Source organism: Candidatus Scalindua japonica, assembly GCF_002443295.1.
In the GTDB taxonomy this organism is placed as follows: Bacteria; Planctomycetota; Brocadiia; order Brocadiales; family Scalinduaceae; genus Scalindua; species Scalindua japonica.
On the sequence record NZ_BAOS01000005.1, the window covers coordinates 172,740 to 190,636 of the forward strand.

General features: G+C 37.0%; 18 protein-coding genes. 9 read left to right on the plus strand and 9 right to left on the minus strand.

Annotation, left to right across the window (positions count from 1 at the left end; all coding sequences use genetic code 11):
* Window positions 1-36: 36 nt before the first annotated feature.
* The 7 genes from SCALIN_RS05215 (at window position 37) to SCALIN_RS05245 (ending at window position 6,101) form a co-directional block, all read left to right on the plus strand.
* The gene (locus SCALIN_RS05215; RefSeq protein ID WP_096893306.1) at window positions 37-525 is read left to right on the plus strand and encodes a chemotaxis protein CheD; all 489 of its coding nucleotides are present in this window, start codon (window positions 37-39) and stop codon (window positions 523-525) included.
* A gap of 220 nt (window positions 526-745) precedes the next feature.
* Window positions 746-1,396, plus strand: coding sequence for a hypothetical protein (locus SCALIN_RS05220; protein ID WP_096893308.1), 651 nt, complete (start codon window positions 746-748; stop codon window positions 1,394-1,396).
* A gap of 58 nt (window positions 1,397-1,454) precedes the next feature.
* Window positions 1,455-1,820, plus strand: coding sequence for a response regulator (locus tag SCALIN_RS05225; protein ID WP_096893310.1), 366 nt, complete (start codon window positions 1,455-1,457; stop codon window positions 1,818-1,820).
* Window positions 1,821-1,941: 121 nt separating this feature from the next.
* A complete protein-coding gene (locus tag SCALIN_RS05230; protein WP_096893312.1) occupies window positions 1,942-2,775 on the plus strand; it encodes a CheR family methyltransferase in 834 nt (277 codons plus the stop codon).
* A gap of 79 nt (window positions 2,776-2,854) precedes the next feature.
* Window positions 2,855-4,381 carry a GGDEF domain-containing protein gene (locus SCALIN_RS05235; protein ID WP_096893314.1) on the plus strand — a complete coding sequence of 509 codons (1,527 nt, stop codon included), beginning with the start codon at window positions 2,855-2,857 and terminating at the stop codon, window positions 4,379-4,381.
* Between the two features lie 23 nt (window positions 4,382-4,404).
* Window positions 4,405-5,511: a protein-glutamate methylesterase/protein-glutamine glutaminase gene (locus SCALIN_RS05240; RefSeq protein WP_203415354.1), complete on the plus strand. Its 1,107-nt coding sequence runs from the start codon at window positions 4,405-4,407 to the stop codon at window positions 5,509-5,511.
* A complete protein-coding gene (locus tag SCALIN_RS05245; RefSeq protein ID WP_096893318.1) occupies window positions 5,511-6,101 on the plus strand; it encodes a response regulator in 591 nt (196 codons plus the stop codon). Before SCALIN_RS05240 ends, SCALIN_RS05245 begins: the two co-directional genes overlap by 1 nt.
* Before the next feature lie 2 nt (window positions 6,102-6,103).
* Here SCALIN_RS05245 and SCALIN_RS05250 read toward each other — a convergent pair whose 3' ends face one another.
* The 8 genes from SCALIN_RS05250 to SCALIN_RS22585 form a co-directional block, all read right to left on the minus strand.
* Complete coding sequence (locus SCALIN_RS05250) at window positions 6,104-7,153, minus strand: hypothetical protein (RefSeq protein WP_096893319.1); 1,050 nt, start codon at window positions 7,151-7,153, stop codon at window positions 6,104-6,106.
* A 537-nt stretch (window positions 7,154-7,690) separates the two neighbouring features.
* Window positions 7,691-8,119, minus strand: a complete 429-nt coding sequence (locus tag SCALIN_RS05255; protein WP_162532158.1) for a response regulator — start codon at window positions 8,117-8,119, stop codon at window positions 7,691-7,693.
* The gene (locus SCALIN_RS05260) at window positions 8,085-9,836 is read right to left on the minus strand and encodes a hybrid sensor histidine kinase/response regulator (protein ID WP_162532159.1); all 1,752 of its coding nucleotides are present in this window, start codon (window positions 9,834-9,836) and stop codon (window positions 8,085-8,087) included. Before SCALIN_RS05260 ends, SCALIN_RS05255 begins: the two co-directional genes overlap by 35 nt.
* Window positions 9,802-10,029 carry a hypothetical protein gene (locus SCALIN_RS21955; RefSeq protein ID WP_162532160.1) on the minus strand — a complete coding sequence of 76 codons (228 nt, stop codon included), beginning with the start codon at window positions 10,027-10,029 and terminating at the stop codon, window positions 9,802-9,804. Before SCALIN_RS21955 ends, SCALIN_RS05260 begins: the two co-directional genes overlap by 35 nt.
* Before the next feature lie 73 nt (window positions 10,030-10,102).
* A complete protein-coding gene (locus SCALIN_RS05265; protein ID WP_096893326.1) occupies window positions 10,103-11,191 on the minus strand; it encodes a two-component system sensor histidine kinase NtrB in 1,089 nt (362 codons plus the stop codon).
* Window positions 11,192-11,349: 158 nt separating this feature from the next.
* Window positions 11,350-12,123, minus strand: a complete 774-nt coding sequence (locus SCALIN_RS05270; RefSeq protein ID WP_096893328.1) for a succinate dehydrogenase/fumarate reductase iron-sulfur subunit — start codon at window positions 12,121-12,123, stop codon at window positions 11,350-11,352.
* Window positions 12,120-14,033 carry a fumarate reductase/succinate dehydrogenase flavoprotein subunit gene (locus SCALIN_RS05275; protein WP_096893330.1) on the minus strand — a complete coding sequence of 638 codons (1,914 nt, stop codon included), beginning with the start codon at window positions 14,031-14,033 and terminating at the stop codon, window positions 12,120-12,122. Before SCALIN_RS05275 ends, SCALIN_RS05270 begins: the two co-directional genes overlap by 4 nt.
* 12 nt (window positions 14,034-14,045) lie before the next feature.
* Window positions 14,046-14,363: a succinate dehydrogenase/fumarate reductase transmembrane subunit gene (locus SCALIN_RS22585; RefSeq protein ID WP_203415355.1), complete on the minus strand. Its 318-nt coding sequence runs from the start codon at window positions 14,361-14,363 to the stop codon at window positions 14,046-14,048.
* A 161-nt stretch (window positions 14,364-14,524) separates the two neighbouring features.
* Between SCALIN_RS22585 and SCALIN_RS23325 the strand changes: the two genes are divergently transcribed.
* Window positions 14,525-14,656 carry a hypothetical protein gene (locus SCALIN_RS23325; RefSeq protein ID WP_261340989.1) on the plus strand — a complete coding sequence of 44 codons (132 nt, stop codon included), beginning with the start codon at window positions 14,525-14,527 and terminating at the stop codon, window positions 14,654-14,656.
* A 324-nt stretch (window positions 14,657-14,980) separates the two neighbouring features.
* Here SCALIN_RS23325 and SCALIN_RS05285 read toward each other — a convergent pair whose 3' ends face one another.
* Window positions 14,981-16,180, minus strand: coding sequence for a cytochrome c3 family protein (locus SCALIN_RS05285; protein ID WP_096893332.1), 1,200 nt, complete (start codon window positions 16,178-16,180; stop codon window positions 14,981-14,983).
* Window positions 16,181-16,454: 274 nt separating this feature from the next.
* Here SCALIN_RS05285 and SCALIN_RS22590 point away from each other — a divergent pair, with 274 nt between their 5' ends.
* Window positions 16,455-17,714, plus strand: a complete 1,260-nt coding sequence (locus SCALIN_RS22590; protein ID WP_203415356.1) for an SUMF1/EgtB/PvdO family nonheme iron enzyme — start codon at window positions 16,455-16,457, stop codon at window positions 17,712-17,714.
* The last annotated feature ends 183 nt before the right edge of the window (window positions 17,715-17,897 follow it).

Here is a 17,897-nt window from a genome sequence, read left to right on the forward strand (position 1 = left end):
ATTAGTTACTACTAATTTGTTTTCTAGAGAAAAACTATGATAGTAAATAATAATGAAAATATTGTTACGGTAGGCGTTGGTGATTTGAAAATTGCTCAGTCACCTAAAGTGATAAAAACCAGTCTTGGTTCATGTGTTGGTGTAGTTTTGTATGACAGCGTTCAGAAAGTTGGGGGGATGCTTCATTTAATGCTGCCTAACTGTAATGAAAGGGATGGCAAACCAGGTAAGTATGCTGACACCGGGATTCCTTTGTTATTAGACTTAATGGTAAACAAAGCAAAATCAAAAAAGAGTGTACTTACCGCAAAGATTTTTGGCGGAGCAAAGATGTTTAATGTCAGCAGCGAAATATTTGATATAGGAAAATCTAATATTGCTGAAGCACAAAAAATTCTGGCAAAATATGGGATCAGAATAATTGCCTCAAGGTTAGGTGGTACCAAAGGGCATCAGATAACACTTGATACGGAAACCGGCATTGTTCAAAGCCGTATATTTGGAGAGCAAACAGAGAAATACTGAATCTATTGTTAATTTCAGATTTGTAAATTACTGAATTTTTTTCTTTTAGTCATGATGAATAACCGGAGAAACTGAAGAATCTCTTATCAGAATAATGTAACTATCCTTGAAAATCATTTTGTAATTCTATACAGAAACTCTTCGCTTCCTTCTCCATCAATCTGAAATTGTGTGTGAGGTAAAAATCAAAAATCTTAAATATAATGGAAGGATTTTAAAAATGCGGATATCTAATGAACATTTAAAAATGTTGGATATTATTGTGAAGATCAGCATTGACAATGCCTCTCGTTCTTTTTCTAAGTCGATTAAGCACGCAGCATTGATTGAATTAGTTAAAACCGAACTGGTGGATATCAGCGAAATTACAGAAGAGATGAATAATGATTTTCGTGAAATGGTGGCCTCGATGTTACGTCTTGAAGGTTCACTGAATGGAAAAATAATGTTCATGATCCCCCTGGATGGGGCGCTAATATTACAGGATTTCTATTTGCAGGAAACAACAGGTACGGCAAAAGAGTTTAATGAACTTACTGAAGGTACTGTGCAGGAAATCGGAAACATTCTAGCAAGCGCTATAGGCAATACATTTGCTTCGGGTATGGGTTCAATGCTGCCAACTCCGCCGCAAGTATTATGCGATTTTGCAGGATCAATATTCAACCAGCTTATTTTTGAAGAATCTATTAATAATGACAAAATACTTCTGACAGAGACAAAATTCAGACTGCATGATACTGAGATAGATTGTTACTTTTTCTTACTTCCAGACTTAAGTACATTGGAACAATCATTAAGTAAATTTGAAAACAAGGATAATCTGAATAATTATACCAGAAATAAAATAGACGTAGAGAAAATAACTTAAATAATTATCTTACTTCGAAGTAAGGAGTTATTATACAACATGCTGCAGGAGAAAAATCATGAAAAGAGTATTAATAGTAGATGATGCAAGTGTTGTCAGATTACTAATAAAAAAGGTACTCAAGGCCGGTAACTTCGAATTTGCAGGAGAGGCCATAAATGGAAAAGACGCATTATCAAAGTATAAGGAACTGCGACCTGATATAGTAACAATGGACATAACAATGCCTGAAACAGACGGTATTCAGGCGACAAAGGATATAATAGCATTTGATGAAAACGCAAAGATAATAATGTTATCCGGAATTGATCAAAAAGAGATGTTATGGAAAGCGATGAAAGCTGGAGCGACTTCTTACATCGTAAAACCATTTGAAAATGACAGAATATTGTCAGCTCTGAATGAGATCACTGAAAGTAAATAGTTCGTACTCAGAGCCTGCAAAGCAAAGAAACTACATATTATTTATATGGAAACCCTGTTTGCTTAAGTCTGGAATTTTGTAGTTTTCTTTAATTCTGAAACTTGAATAATTGGAGTTAATTATGCAATATGTTTTATCAAACCAAGAGTTTGAGTTATTTAGAAGTTTAATTTATGACACATGTGGAATTAGTTTGACTTTATCCAAAAAGGAGCTGGTAAAAGCAAGGTTAACAAAACGTTTAATCAATACTGGTTTAAACACGTTTAACGATTATTATGATTATGTTACTAAAACAGATAAAACGGGCAGAGAGTTAATCCATCTGATTGATAATATTTCAACAAATAAAACAGATTTCTTCAGGGAAAAAAAACACTTTGATTTTTTGAATACAACTCTTTTACCAGCTCTTATTTCAAACAAAGAGCAGAGAAAGGATAAGAGGTTGCGTATATGGTGTGCGGCAGCATCTTCAGGAGAAGAACCTTATACTCTTGCCATGACCGTTTTTAACCATATAAAATCTGACAGTGAATGGGATGTTAAAATCCTTGCGACAGATATCTCTACAAGAATATTACAAAAAGCCATTGACGGTACATATAAAACAGAATTGCTGAAAGATATCCCGCCCAGGATTACTTCGGCGCATTTCTCTAAAGTATCGGTTGACAATATAAACTACTATAGGGCAAAAGATCATTTGAAAAAAATAATAACATTCAGAAGATTCAACTTGATGACAGAGAAGTTCCCATTTAAAAACCCATTTGATTTTATCTTTTGCAGGAATGTTATGATCTACTTTGATCCGAAAACCCAACAACGACTTGTCGCAAAATTTTATAATTGCTTACCGAAGAGAGGTTATCTTTTCATTGGACATTCAGAAACATTATCTAAAAACGATAATAAATTTAACTATGTACAACCTGCAGTTTATCAGAAATAACAATATGCGAATGCAGATTGAGGAGAAAAAGTTATGGATACAAATTTGAATAATTGGCTATATTTATAAGGAGAAAGTAGTGAAATACATAATAATTAGTATAATATTAATAATTACACTTTTGAGTAATGCTATTTACCTATTTCACGGTCCTGCTGCTGAACAAAAAGCTAATGAGAGTGAAAATATATTTACATACAAAACGCCCGATAATGAAATATGGATTAATAAGAACAAGCTGGCGCTGGAACGTATGAGGAACCACTACATAAGTGGAAGTGACAGTATAATCGATAGTTTAGAAGCTGAAAACCAGCACGTAACACCGCTACAACAGCTGGAACCTGAGGCAAGGAAGATGTTGACAGCTTCAAAAAACAATTCACCTTATTTCTTCATTTTTAACAGCTTGATTATAGTTTCAGGCTTTATTTTCATAAGCCTTGTAACACTTAAACGTAAACAAACTGAACAATCGGAAACGTCCTCTCACCGTCAGACTGAAAAAATTATTTCCAAAATACAAACGACAGAAAAATCGGAAAGAAATCAATCATGTTATAGCGAGCAGATCCTCAACAAATCAAAAGAAATTATTTGTGAGATACTTCAAATAATTAATGAGCATTCAGATAACAATATTTCGCCAAAACAAGGCTTACTTGATAATTTTGCAAAGGAACAAGTTAAAAAGATCAAGACATCTTCAACTATAGAGGATTTACTCACAATAGAAGAGGACATTAAAAAGATAATTCCAAAACACTTCGAAACCACAAAATGTCTTGTTAATACAAAATTTAATGAATTAAGAGCAATGTTAAATGAATTAGCTGAAGACTTTGGATCAATAACGGAAGACAACACAGACTTTTCAGAACAGATTAAAGACAGTATGTCACATATTGAAAAAGCTATGAAATTGGACGAAATAAAGCAGATAAGAAAAAAGATAACACTGGAAACATCCTCAATGCGAAAAGTAATCGCTAAAAAGCAGGAGAAAGATGCCATCATTATTGACTCATTAACACATAAAGTTAAAGCGATTAAAGAGGAGCTTGCCTCAGCGAAGAAAGAAGTATTGATAGATGGTTTAACTCAAATTTACAATAGAAAGGCATTTGATAAAAAAATAGGTGATTTCTTTAAAAAGAAAACGAACATGAAGCGCCCATTCACCCTTGCCATGGTTGACATAGACTATTTTAAAAAAGTAAATGACGAATTCGGGCATACAGTAGGTGATGAGATACTGAAAAAGGTTGCCAGAACAATCAAAGAAACTTTCAGGTTAAATGATTTTGTAGCAAGATATGGTGGAGAAGAATTCTCAGTTATGATTGACAGGATTGATAGTCACTATATCATGGACGTATGCGAAAGACTACGCGTAGCAATTGAAGAAATAAGTTTTATGGTTGACTCTGAAAGAATACCAACTTCTGCAAGTATTGGAATTGCGTTCAGCAAACATTCAGATACTCCAAAAACATTAATAGACAGAGCTGATAAGGCTTTGTATTTCGCAAAAGAGAGCGGTAGAAATACAATCAAATCAGAAGTTGATCTGTCTGAAACCCTACTGGAGACAGTTTCAAACTGAAATAGTATCTATTTGAGAAACTGATGATGAATAATAAAATTAAAGTATTAATTGTTGATGATTCTGCTGTTGTCAGAAAAATATTATCCGGCGGTTTAAGCAAGTATAATGATGTCGAAATAGTCGGAACAGCACCGGATCCGTTTATAGCCAGGAATAAAATTATTAAATTCAAGCCGGACGTACTTACGCTTGATGTTGAAATGCCAAAAATGGATGGAATCACATTTCTTAATAAACTGATGACACACTATCCTATACCCACAATCATGGTAAGCTCACTTACTCAGGAAGGTTGTGATGCGGCATTAAAGGCGCTGGAAGTTGGCGCTGTAGACTTTGTCGCAAAGCCGACAAACCACTTGGGCAGTGATGTTGAAAATGTAATAGATGAGTTATACACCAAAATAAAACATGCATCCAGGAGCAATGTAATAAGACTCAATCAAAAAAGAATATTAGGGTGCAATGGAAATAATAACCGTTCACAAATAAACAGATCTCAAATACATTCCGGATCTCGACCTGATAATGGAAAAAATTATACGGTTTTTAAAGGCACTAACAAAGTTATATTTATTGGTGCCTCAACCGGAGGTACTGAAGCCTTGAAGGATGTCTTAATAAAGATGCCTCCCGACTCTCCTGCCATAGCTATTGTACAACACATGCCGCCAATTTTTACAAAGGCATTTGCGGAAAGAATGGACTCATTATGCTCTATCACTGTTAAGGAAGGTAAAAATGGTGACAGCCTTTTACCGGGGCAGGCAATAATAGCGCCAGGAAACTATCATATGAGCATAAAAAGAAACGGAGCTATGTACAGCATTGCAACAAATCAGGATGCGCCCATACATCACCAAAGACCCGCGGTAGACGTTCTCTTCGATTCAGCATCAAAATATGTTGGGCCTAATGCAATAGGAGTTATTATGACCGGAATGGGATCTGATGGTGCAACCGGACTGTTAAAAATGAAAGAATCAGGAGCAAAAACTATTGCTCAAGATGAAGATAGTTGTGTTGTGTTTGGTATGCCAAAAGAAGCCATCAAATTAGGAGCTGCTGATAAAGTCGTACCATTACACAAAATCTCAGAGAATATACTATCTTTCTTAAAAAACTGATGAAAGGCCATAATCAATACCGCAGTGAAGTTGAGATCATAAAAGATGCACAAGTGAATATCACTGATGCTAACACCAATAATGACAAAACTTTGATAAGCCTTTTAAGGCATGAAATCTCACAACTCAAAGCAACTAACGCCTCTCTGAATGTAAAATTACAAAGCCTTCGTGAAAAGCACTTACCCCATGTCTTCTTAGTTGAAGATGATTATGACACTTCACAGATCATTGCTGAAATCCTTCATGATGATTACAACGTAATTGATGCTGGAAATGGAATTGAGGCACTAAGTATCTTACGCAAAGTAGGTAACGCTGGTAGTAGCGTCAAAAAAATTGATACAATATTATTAGATATTAATTTACCCGGCATGTGTGGGTTTACATTATGCCATGAGGTAAAAAAGAAAATGAAATTGAACATCCCCATCATTGTATGTACGGCAAGAAATACTAAAAAGGATGTAATAAGGGCAATCAGTTCTGGAGCAAATGACTATATTATCAAACCATTTCAGGAAAAAACTTTAGTAAGTAAAGTTAACAAATGGACAAAGGTAAACAAAAGATTACATATCAAATTATAATCCTACATTCTAAAAGGAATTAGCGAAGGTATAGTCTCAATAATTTTCCTGAAACTGGTATTCCTTACATATTTCCATTCCTTCTCATCTTGCTTTACTTCCGGTGTGGTAATATTATTTATAATTGGCAAACCTTTAAAACCCTTTGACAACTTAAAGGAACGGGTTCTCATAGACGCATCACCCCCGGGAATAACATCCATGACAAAGTCCATAACCACCTGGGTATTGTCAAAAAGTGCGGTTGTAACCTTTCTACCGGCTTTAATATTCCCTATTGTTGCATCAGGTACAGCCTCAACCGCGTTTAAACCCGCAAATATAATATCTTCTCCTACGTGTATAGCGCTCTTTGGTACTCCCTTAACAATATCACCAACTAACGCGTCTTTAAAAATCTTCTTAAACAGATGCTTAATTCTACCAATACCACCATGAGGCTTCGGCTCTCCGTCGGGGTTATATAGACCAAAGGACAAACCACTTGCAACATCTTTAAAGAAGTTAACTACTGTCCCTGCCAAGCCGACCTTTCTACCATCTCTTATATTACCATGTTTATCTACATACTTAATCTTTGCTCCAATACCTAAATCCTTGACCGCGTTCAGAAGGTTATTACCGGCATCCGCCAAATCTTTTCCAACCCTCATTGTAATACTTGAATGATCAAAATTTTTATCAATTACTTCATCTGACTTATTTAAAAAGAAATTATCACCACCCGGATTGGATAATAGCTGATCCTCTTTATACATCTTATATTGTTCAATTACTGAAGACTTAGATGGTTCGTTTACACCTTTACTTTCAAAAAAATTTTCTGGGAACGGATTAACTTTATATTTATTTAGTGGCATAAAGTGTTTTTGAGGATGTTTTAATGCACTACTATTTTTTACCCCTACTGTTTCATCGTAAAGAGCTTTACCGAATGGCAATTTCTTTGATGTGTTATTAAAAGCCAGAACATCAGAATTGTTAAGCTTAGACACTCCCTTTGTAAATGCTTCCGTGATAAACTGTGAGTTATTAATAGTATTAATATTCATAATAGTTTTTCTTATAAATTAATTACAATGCTGTGTTGGTTAATAAAAAAGATCCTCTCTCTAAACAGCCAAGTCTATTTAATGTCACATCAATACTGCCAGCACATACTAAACACAAACATATTTTTCGCAAATATTGTACCTCTTATACAACAAACTTGTCAATTTTCAAGTACCGTGTAAAGCATGAGATAATAACACATTACGAACAGATATCTCCAATTTCTTTATATTCTATGAAGAACAGCGCTGTATAGAGGAAGGGATTAACCAGCCAAAAGGCAATAATAGCTTATAGTATCATGATCAGTACATCTCTTTTTCAGATAATTTATAGTTGATTTAGCCTTTTATGTGAGAAAAAGTACAGTTTTTTTGTTTTTGCGTTTACCCGGCAAACCTATCTTGATGCAATTCTAAACATATTGCAGATAATTTAAATAGAATTTCCCAGCTGCTGTTGATTGCTTGGAATGATATAATTTGATAACGCCACAACATCTCAAAACTTCGTATCGAACCGTTTTAAGACTATTCTCATTTAGATATGTTTTCAGTTGAGCAGTCACTGATGATTTTATGTAGCTTATCAAGCTCAATTGGTTTATTTAAAATGAAATCTACACCTTCCTTCTTATAGTCTATATTATCCGCATCCAGCTCATAACCGGTAATCAGAACAACCGGAGTTTTAGTCCTTTTCCTTACGGCATCATACTCTTTAATGAATTTGGCTACCTGCCAACCATTTAGCTTTGGCATTGCCAGGTCACATAAAACAATATCGTATATATGATTTTCATACATCTCGATACCAACACTTGAATCCTGTGATACAAATACATTATGCCCTCTTGACTCCAGGAGAATTTTCATCATGTCCAATATTACTTCTTCATCTTCTATAACAAGTATGTTTGCATTATGAGCATCAACAACCCTGGTCTGAACATTTAGCTTTGGCATTGCCAGGTCCATAAAACAATATCGTATATATGATTTTCATACATCTCGATACCAACACTTGAATCCTGTGATACAAATACATTATGCCCTCTTGACTCCGGAGAATTTTCATCATGTCCAATATTACTTCTTCATCTTCTATAACAAGTATGTTTGCATTATGAGCATCAACAACCCTGGTCTCTTCCGCGTCGGATTGTTCTATTTCTGCATCAAACAGTGGTATTTTTAATAGTATCGTAGTCCCTTCACCAACGTAACTATCAACCAGGATTTCACCATCATGCCTGGCAATAATGCTGTATGACAAGCTCATACCCAATCCAGACCTTTTTACACCTTTAGTAGAAAAAAAAGGATCAAATATCTTATCTTTAATATCATCCTTTATGCCAATGCCATTATCCTTGATTGTAATTATCGCATTATTCTCATCTGTTTTTATTGACGTCTCAATCTTACCTCCATTTGGCATAGCATCAATACTGTTATTAACTATATTGATAATAACTTCACGTAATTCTGAAGGATTACACCTGGTGCGGTACTTTGACGAGGTAAAATTATTTTTAATAATTTCATATTCAATTCCTTTCGATTGAGCTTCGGTCTTCCATCTTGGCATGGTAAATTCCAATGCATCATTAACGACATCTATCAGATCAATAAGCTTCTCTTCTTTTTCATGTTCTTTCTTAATCCTGGAGAATTGCTGAATTTTATCAACAATTTCTGATCCATCGCGTGCTGCCTTTTCAATTACTTTAAGAGCATCCAAAACCTTTTCGCTAACGTCCCCAAGGTCCTGCTTCACTATTTCCAGGTATCCAAGTATTATCCCGAGAATATTATTGAATTCATGTGCAACTCCGCTTGACTGTAATCCTAATGCATTCAATTTGTCTATTTGAAACAACTTCTGCTCAAATTCTTTTCGTCCTGTAATATCCCTTACAACACCTTCAAAACCGGTTACATTACCACTACTATCATAACCAACATTGGCGTTCAGCTGGACATCTTTTACTCTACCATTGCCGGTCATTATTCTAAACTCAAACCCTTCCAGGAGTTCTCTATTACCGGCAAAAGACCCTTTGATACAATCTATAATTTTTTCTCTATCCGCTTCATATATTAAATCGTAAAAGTTCAAACCTTTAATTGCTTCGCATGAGTATTCAAAAACTCTCTGGCCGGCAAGATTAATTGAAATAATCTTTAACTCTTTGTCAGTTGTAAAGACCACATCAATCATATTATCAATCAATGTCTTGTATTTTAATTCAGACATCCTCAAATCATTTTCAACCTTTTCTTTTTCTTTTTTCAGCTTTGGTTCCTGAATCGCTCTATGTACAATTACTGACAATCTCTGTAAATAGTCTTCCGATTTAACAACATAATCAAAAACACCAAGTTTCATCGCTTCAACAGCAACGTTTTCATCTCCAAATGCTGTTACCATCACGACCGGAATATTATATTTTTTACAATGCATGCTTCTTAACACTTCTAATCCATTCATATCAGAAAGGCTAAAATCAATAATAACCGTATCATATTTTCCTTTTGACAATAAAAGTAGACACTCTTGGCCAGTACCTGCAAACACAATATTTGCCTCCTGAACAGATTGCATCAGAGCTTCTTTCATCAGTATTTGATGGTCCTCATTGTCATCAACAATTAATATGTTTGATTTCTCGATACTCACTACCACAACTCCTTCCATTACTTTTACTTCCATTCGTCGTCTGAAGTGTATCCAGAATAACCTGTTTCTCAATATCCTTCATCATTGTGCCTGATGGAATCAGGAATGCATCTTTTCTCGAACCCTTAGTATCGATTAATTGTAAAGCCTCATCACCCGTATAAACACAACTGATTCCATAACCATCCTGCAAAAAAAATTTCCATAAACCATTAGCTGCATTCTTGTCGTAATCTACTAATAGAATTTCCGGTTTGTTAATTTTATTAAGCTAAAGGTAATTCAATTATAAATTCAACACCCTTTTCCAGTTTTTCAAATCTTATATTACCACCATGTGCATGAATAATATTTTTTGTAATAGCCAGGCCCACTCCTGTACCACCGCTCTTTGTAGAATAGAAAAGATCAAAAATCTTACCACTCTGTTCATCCGGAATACCCGGCCCGGAATCTTTTATAGATATATTAAAATATCCAGTTCTCTTTGAAACATTTATTAATATAACACCCCCACTCATCATTGCCTCAACCGCATTCAATATAATGTTTAATAACGCCTGCTTGAGTTTATCCCTGTCCACTAAAATTTGTGGACAACCACTCAGTATTGTTAAGGAAATATTAACCCCGCTCAACTCCGCATGCGGAGTTATGAGAGAGAGCAGTTCTTCAAATATTTGAACAATATCCACCTTTGTACATTGTAAATCACCTGACTTTGAGAAACTTAAACAATCCTTAGCCAATTTATTTAGCCTGTTTATCTCTTCCTTAACCACTTTAACTACTTCAGTAAGCTCTTCCACAGAATCCCAATCATGTTTACCAATCTCCCTTTCTAATAGCGACATCTGTATGTTAATAGCATTTAAAGGATTCTTTATCTCATGTGCCAACTCATTGCTATATTGTCCAAGAGTTGAAAGTGTCTTCGTTCTGACCAATTCTTCGTTAAATTCCCTCTCTTCTGTTATATCATGCATTACACCAACCACAAATTCAACCATGCTGTTATCATCCCTAATTATAGAATAGTTGGTAATTACCCGTTTGCGTTTCCCGTCCTTAGTCTTGATAAAGTATTCGCGTGCTATTTTAGTACGTTTTTCTTCAAAGAGATCAAGCCCCGGACACACCGCAAGGCAATTCCCGTCTGAAGAGTGACAACTAAATATGTCTAAGCAGTTGTACTCATTATTTCTGATTTCTTCCGCAGAAAATCCTACAATTTGTTCACAAGCAGGATTAAACAGTACTATTTTTCTATCCTTATCAAAAACAAACACACCGTCATTCAGGTATCGTAACGCTATTTCCTGAATATTCTTCTTACCATTAATTACACTGTTCATTTTAGTACTAAAAGTGATCTTCTATCACTGATAAAAGGAAATTATGATTATTTCAGTTTTCAAGAACTGGAATAATTGAACTAAATATCGGTAGGAATTCAGTCATTATGTATATTTGAGAATTCAGGAAATTTGTTTAAATCTGTTTACCGCCGTAATTATTGTGAGAAGAGACCTGATTTTATAAACTCCCGGTTCATACGGGCGATGTTTGACGTTGAAATCTCTTTAGGACACTCTGCTTCACACTCTCTTTCATTCGTGCAATTTCCAAACCCCAGTTTGTCCATTTTTTTTACCATTGCAAGTGCCCGCTTTCTTGCCTCAGGATGTCCCTGAGGGAGCAGGGCAAACTGAGAAATTTTTGCACCGGTAAAGAGCATAGCAGACGCGTTAGGACATGCGGCTACACAAGCGCCACAACCGATACATTCAGCGGCATCCATCGCTTTCTCCGCTGTTATCTGAGGGACAGGTATAGTGTTTCCATCAGGTGCCCCACCGGTATTAACCGATATATAACCACCGGCTTGAATGATCTTATCTAATGCGCTTCTGTCTACAACAAGATCCTTAACAACTTTAAAGGCCCTTGAACGCCACGGTTCAATAACAACAGTATCATTGTTCGAAAAGTGGCGCATATGTAACTGGCAAAGGGTTGTTCCTTTTTCAGGACCATGAGCACGGCCATTTACCATAGCGCCGCACATACCACAAATGCCTTCCCGGCAATCATGATCAAAAGCGATGGGGGCTTGGCCGGAATGAATTATTTTCTCATTAACGACATCAAGCATTTCAAGAAAAGACATATCTTTAGATATTTTTTCTGCCTTGAATGTTTCGAATCTCCCTTTTGAACTCCGTGTTTTCTGGCGCCATACTTTTAATTTAAGATTGATACACTTTTCTCCATTTGCCTGTTTCATTTATAGCTCCTTTGTGTCAATTTTACATTCTCAAAAGTCAGTGGTTCTTTGTGGAATTTTGGTTTACGGTTGCCTCCACGATACTCCCAGGCAGAAACATGACAGAAAAGCTTATCATCACGCAGGGCCTCATGCTCCTTTGTCTGATAATCTTCATTAAAGTGTCCTCCACAGGACTCTTGCCTTTCAAGCGCGTCTATAACCATGAGTTCACCAAATTCCAGAAAATCTGCTAACCTCCAGGCCCTTTCAAGACTCTGGTTGAAATCCTGTCCAGAACCTCCAACTAAGACATTTTCCCAATACTCTTCACGGAGCTTTTTAATAAGTTTTCTTGCTTTTTTAAGGCTATTACTATTCCTTGACATCCCACAATATTCCCAGACAATGTGACCGAGTTCACGATGGAAATTATCTACTGTTCTCTTGCCTTCTATGGAAAGAATTTGCTTTATCCGTGCTTCCACTTTTAGAGAAGAAATATTGAACTCTTCATGATCTTCATTAACTTCCCCGGGAGCAACCTCCGCAAGATAACTGCCTATAGTGTAAGGAATAATGAAATATCCGTCTGCAAGGCCTTGCATCAAAGCACTTGCTCCAAGACGGTTTGAACCATGATCGGAGAAATTTGCCTCTCCCAATACAAAAAGTCCGGGTATAGTACTCATCAGGTTGTAATCCACCCAAAGCCCCCCCATTGTATAATGAACAGCAGGATATATCTTCATTGGAGTCTCATATGGATTATCAGCAGTTATCTTTTCATACATCTCAAAAAGGTTACCATATTTCCTGCTTATAACATTGTGACCGTGCTTCTCTATTGCACCTTTAAAATCAAGATACACTGCGCGCTTGGTCTCCCCCACACCCTTGCCAATATCACATTGAAACTTGGCATTTCTCGATGCCACATCCCTGGGTACAAGGTTTCCAAAGCCGGGGTACTTTTCTTCAAGATAATAATCCCTCTCTGATTCAGGGACCAGTTCCGGCAATCTATTATCTCCCTCAGCTTTGGGTACCCACACACGACCGTCATTTCTGAGGCTTTCACTCATCAGTGTCAATTTTGACTGATATGTACCTTTAACAGGAATACATGTGGGATGGATCTGTGTAAAACATGGATTTGCAAAAAAAGCACCTTTTTTGTATGACGCAAAGGCTGCTGAAACGTTTGATGTCATGGAATTTGTTGACAGATAGAAGACATTTCCGTAACCACCTGTCGCCAATACAACGGCATCAGCTGAATATTTCTCAAGATCACCATTTACTATATTTCTAACTATGATACCCTTTGCCTTCCCGTCTATCACCACAAGGTCAAGCATATCTCTTCTTGTAAAGAGCGTGATCTTTCCTGCTGCTATCTGGCGTGACAGCGCTCCATAAGCACCTAACAGGAGTTGCTGTCCGGTCTGACCCCTGGCGTAAAAAGTCCTTGATACCTGAGCACCTCCAAAACTTCTATTTGAAAGCTGGCCACCATAATCTCTTGCAAAAGGGACCCCCTGGGCGACGCACTGATCAATAATATTATTACTCAACTGTGCCAGTCGATATACGTTTGCCTCTCTTGACCGGAAATCACCTCCTTTGATAGTATCATAAAAAAGGCGCCATATGCTGTCGCCGTCATTCTGATAATTCTTGGCGGCGTTTATACCACCCTGGGCGGCAATACTGTGAGCACGACGTGGGCTGTCCTGAATACAGAATATTTTCACTTTATATCCCAACTCGGCGAGAGAGGCTGCTGCGGATGCTCCAGCAAGACCTGTTCCCACAACAATAATTTTAAATTTTTGCTTATTTGCCGGGTTCACAAGTTTTAACTGAAACCTGTGCCTGTCCCACTTTTCAGATAGCGGACCATCGGGTATTTTTGAATCAAGTTTCATTTTTTCAATTTACTAAGAAATCAACGAAATAAATACAGGGATAGAACCAAATCCAATCCCTATTATCATACTAAACATTGAGCTGACCTTTCGCAACATGGGCATATACTCAAGATTATTAATTCCCAGAGACTGTAATAAGCTCCAAACCCCATGATCAACGTGAGTCGCAACTGCAACCATTGATATAATGTAAAAGATAGCATAACCAGGGTTTGAGAATGTTTCTAATACAATCTGATAGATTGTTCTGTCTCCTTTATCTACAAAGTGGAAATCAATAAGATGAAAAATAATAAAGATGAGTATAAGGATGCCGGTATATGGCATGGTACTCGACGCAATTGTTCTACCACCGGCATTTTTCTTTTTTTGTATCTTACCTGCCTGGCACTAGAGTTTTGATAAAAGAGGTACGCTCCGATAGAAATATGAACTATAGCCATAAAAAGGAGTCCAATCTCAGCAAGAACTAAGAGAGGACCCAATGAATGAAGCCGCTCGGCATAAGAGTTAAAGGCACCGGCACCAACATATATTACCAGATTTCCAGCCAGGTGACTAATCAGGAAGAGGCAAAAGCCAAGTCCGGTAATCGCCATAATCAACTTTTTTCCGATTGAAGAGCTCAGTGTCAGCACCAGTCGGTTTGAATTCAACTGCATATCAATATTCTAAAAAGGGTAAATTAATAATCTAAGTAAAGCGCCAGGGTTAAATCGTTTCAGTTGATCTGACCACGGTCTCAACACTCATATAACACGTAAGTCAAGAGCTAATTACATTATAATAAATTATGTGAAAGAAGACACATTATTCCTCGTCTATAAAATACTGGTGTTACCGTTTTGTTGAAATTAAATTTTTCCAACAAAAAAGCCACCAACTAAGGTGGGCTTTTTTTGATACTTCATTTTATTACATGAGAAAAATCAATCAATAGCTAATTAATCAATACTTAACATACCAACATTTCTATTAAAATTGTGGTGGCTGTATGGATCACTATGACATGTCTGGCACTTTATTTCAGGTTTACCTTCTCTCCTGCGTGTTGCAAACAGATTACCATGCATAGATTTTGGTCCCAAATCAAGCTGTGCGTGAGATGGTCCACCAATATGACAGTTTTTACACACTTTCGAGTCAGACGCATTCTCTCGCGAGAATAAATGTTTAGGATGACAGCCTTCACAACTACCCCCTCCTCCTTCATCCCAAGGCTGGTTCAGGCCGAGCATGTGACACTTCTTACAGTCATCTCTCATCGTTACATCCTTAGTACTTGCTATTTCCGCTACTATGCGCCCGTTAAAATGCTTACTCTTGGCAAAATCATTATACATAGATTCGTGACACTCACCACACTTGTTTGGCAATACTTTTCCACCTCTTTCAACAATCACCCCATGATCATTTCCGTGGCACGCAATGCATGAAACCCCTCCTTTTGAGTGCGGACTAGCCGTCCACTCTTTAACGACTTTCGGCGTTGCATGTCTATGACAGGCATAGCAGTCATTTTCAACAAAAATACCAAATGGCGGGACTTTTTTCTCAGCATACTCCTTGTATACATCCGCACTCCAACTCGGATGAACAACACCTATGTGGCAATCAGTACAGAAAAAACCCTTAAGACTTCCATCTTCTCCCACTCTTTTTGATTGTGCAACAGACTCCATGTGAGTTGGGTCCTTTGTATACTCCGGATTATCGGTATGACATCTAGTACAATTACCATTCACAATGGGAACGCTGTCTTCGGCAATTGTAATAAATAAACCTGAATTTTCACTCGTAAGGTAAGTTTTCCTGGAATGTTCAAATGAATCATGAGCACCATCACTCAACTTCGCATGTAAAAAGCCCTTTAAACCCGGACCAATATGACATGTATGGCAAGCATGCACATGTTCATTATGATGATTTGAACTCATAAACGAGTCATAATGTACATCCATCTCATGGCAGCTTCCACAAAACTCACTGGACTCAGCATAATGCCAGAACTTCCTACCTCCAACAATGCCTACAGCAACCAATATAATTAAAAGAACACCTATTAATTTTTTCCGCTTGTTTATCTGCTCAAATACCGTTTTTATGGTATTTACAACTTTATCCGTTAAACATTCACAACTCATAGAGTCCCCCTTAAACTGTTAGCATTCGTTGGCATTGCCACTTTACTGATCTTTATACAATAAATGAATATTTTCGAGAATACTACCAAAAAACAGCTACAATATCAAGACCTTTTTAACATAAACAGGCCAAATCTATTTGACATTGATTTAACCTATTTTTGATTGTATAATGGGAAATTCGATAAATATCAAACTTTAACGTAAAATTTTACTAAATAAAAATATACGATTTTTACTTTTAGACTTATTTTGATTTCTAAGGAGGTTGTAATTGAAGAGGATTATTTTTTCCATTATTGTTTTAACACTATGTATATCAACCCTATACGCACAAACAGGGGAAAAACCGGCTGACACCACTAAAATAGAGGAAAGCCAGGAACAGGTTGAAAACAATCAGGATACCCTAAAACCATTAGATAAAGACACCATAGAAAAGATAGACAAATATATTCAAACTGCTAACTCGCTGCGTGAAGTCCAAAACGACTACAATGGAGCATTGGGTTATTACCAGAAAGCTATAGAGCTTGACCCAGGCAGGTCTTCGCTTCACTGGTATATAGCTGGCGTTTACTGGAAACTGGATAATCATACAAAATCTCTGGAACATCTGGAAACATGCAGGAAGCTGATGCCACAAGTCCCGGATGAGCTGGACGAAGTAGACGACTTTATAGGCAAGCTTATGGAATATCTCAACGTAGAGGAAAAAAGGAATATTGCTAAAAAGAGAGTAAATGATAGAAGGCTGATAATGGAAAGTTCTTTAAGAGCAAACAAAGACAGATGGAATGAGATGACACTTGTGCCATCCGGAGAATTTATTATGGGAAGCAGCGATGAAGACTTTATTCCGGAAGAGATGCCTCAACACGCGGTAATTCTTGACGCATACTATATTGATAGATACGAGGTCACCAACGCAATGTATTGGGAATTCCTCGATTATATACAAAAGACCGGTGACCACAGTAAATGTTCACCTTCAGAACCTATTAATAAGAACCATCTTCCCGGTAATACTTTCAGAGGTTACGAATATAAATACTATAATTATCCCGATTATCCTGTCACCAGGATTGACTGGTATGACGCTTACGCTTATGCCGCCTGGGCCGGTAAACGGCTGCCAACAGAAGCAGAATGGGAAAAGGCCGCAAGGGGTACAGACGGAAGAAGATTTCCCTGGGGCAATGTATGGGAGTTAAAATTCTGTAATGTCGGAACTGATGGTATTTTACCTGTTACAGTTGGAAGCTTTGAACAGGGAAACAGTGTTTATGGCTGCTATGATATGACTGGAAGTGTCTCTGAGTGGTGTAATGACTGGTATCATCCTGAATATTATTACGATAGCCCTAAAAAAAACCCTAAGGGGCCGGAAAAAGGAACTGGTAAAAGAATTATCAAGGGAGGCTCTCTCTTTGCCCAAAACGTCTACAAATTACGCTGTGCGGTAAGAATGTTTGGTGAGCCCAGCGACAGGAACAAAAGTGTCGGATTCAGGTGCGCAAAGGACGCTGATTAAGTAAGATTATAAAACAAGATGTCTGTCTAATACAATTTTGCGAGACAGACATCTTCTTCTTGCTCTCTTCCAAGAGGTTTCCAGTTTCCGAACTCCTCTCAATAGAGATAGGCAAAAAATATGAAAGTAATAATTGCTGGAAAAGACTTGAACCGTATTAATATCTGTCCGGCTTGTAGTTCA

Bases quoted from the DNA above. Each gene is read 5' to 3' on its own strand.
- SCALIN_RS05215 (WP_096893306.1), top strand. From the start codon at position 37: ATGATAGTAAATAATAATGAAAATATTGTTACGGTAGGCGTTGGTGAT.
- SCALIN_RS05220 (WP_096893308.1), top strand. From the start codon at position 746: ATGCGGATATCTAATGAACATTTAAAAATGTTGGATATTATTGTGAAG.
- SCALIN_RS05225 (WP_096893310.1), top strand. From the start codon at position 1,455: ATGAAAAGAGTATTAATAGTAGATGATGCAAGTGTTGTCAGATTACTA.
- SCALIN_RS05230 (WP_096893312.1), top strand. From the start codon at position 1,942: ATGCAATATGTTTTATCAAACCAAGAGTTTGAGTTATTTAGAAGTTTA.
- SCALIN_RS05240 (WP_203415354.1), top strand. From the start codon at position 4,405: ATGATGAATAATAAAATTAAAGTATTAATTGTTGATGATTCTGCTGTT.
- SCALIN_RS05245 (WP_096893318.1), top strand. From the start codon at position 5,511: ATGAAAGGCCATAATCAATACCGCAGTGAAGTTGAGATCATAAAAGAT.
- SCALIN_RS05250 (WP_096893319.1), bottom strand. From the start codon at position 7,153: ATGAATATTAATACTATTAATAACTCACAGTTTATCACGGAAGCATTT.
- SCALIN_RS05255 (WP_162532158.1), bottom strand. From the start codon at position 8,119: ATGCCAAAGCTAAATGTTCAGACCAGGGTTGTTGATGCTCATAATGCA.
- SCALIN_RS05265 (WP_096893326.1), bottom strand. From the start codon at position 11,191: ATGAACAGTGTAATTAATGGTAAGAAGAATATTCAGGAAATAGCGTTA.
- SCALIN_RS05270 (WP_096893328.1), bottom strand. From the start codon at position 12,123: ATGAAACAGGCAAATGGAGAAAAGTGTATCAATCTTAAATTAAAAGTA.
- SCALIN_RS05275 (WP_096893330.1), bottom strand. From the start codon at position 14,033: ATGAAACTTGATTCAAAAATACCCGATGGTCCGCTATCTGAAAAGTGG.
- SCALIN_RS22585 (WP_203415355.1), bottom strand. From the start codon at position 14,363: ATGCCATATACCGGCATCCTTATACTCATCTTTATTATTTTTCATCTT.
- SCALIN_RS23325 (WP_261340989.1), top strand. From the start codon at position 14,525: ATGAAGCCGCTCGGCATAAGAGTTAAAGGCACCGGCACCAACATATAT.
- SCALIN_RS05285 (WP_096893332.1), bottom strand. From the start codon at position 16,180: ATGAGTTGTGAATGTTTAACGGATAAAGTTGTAAATACCATAAAAACG.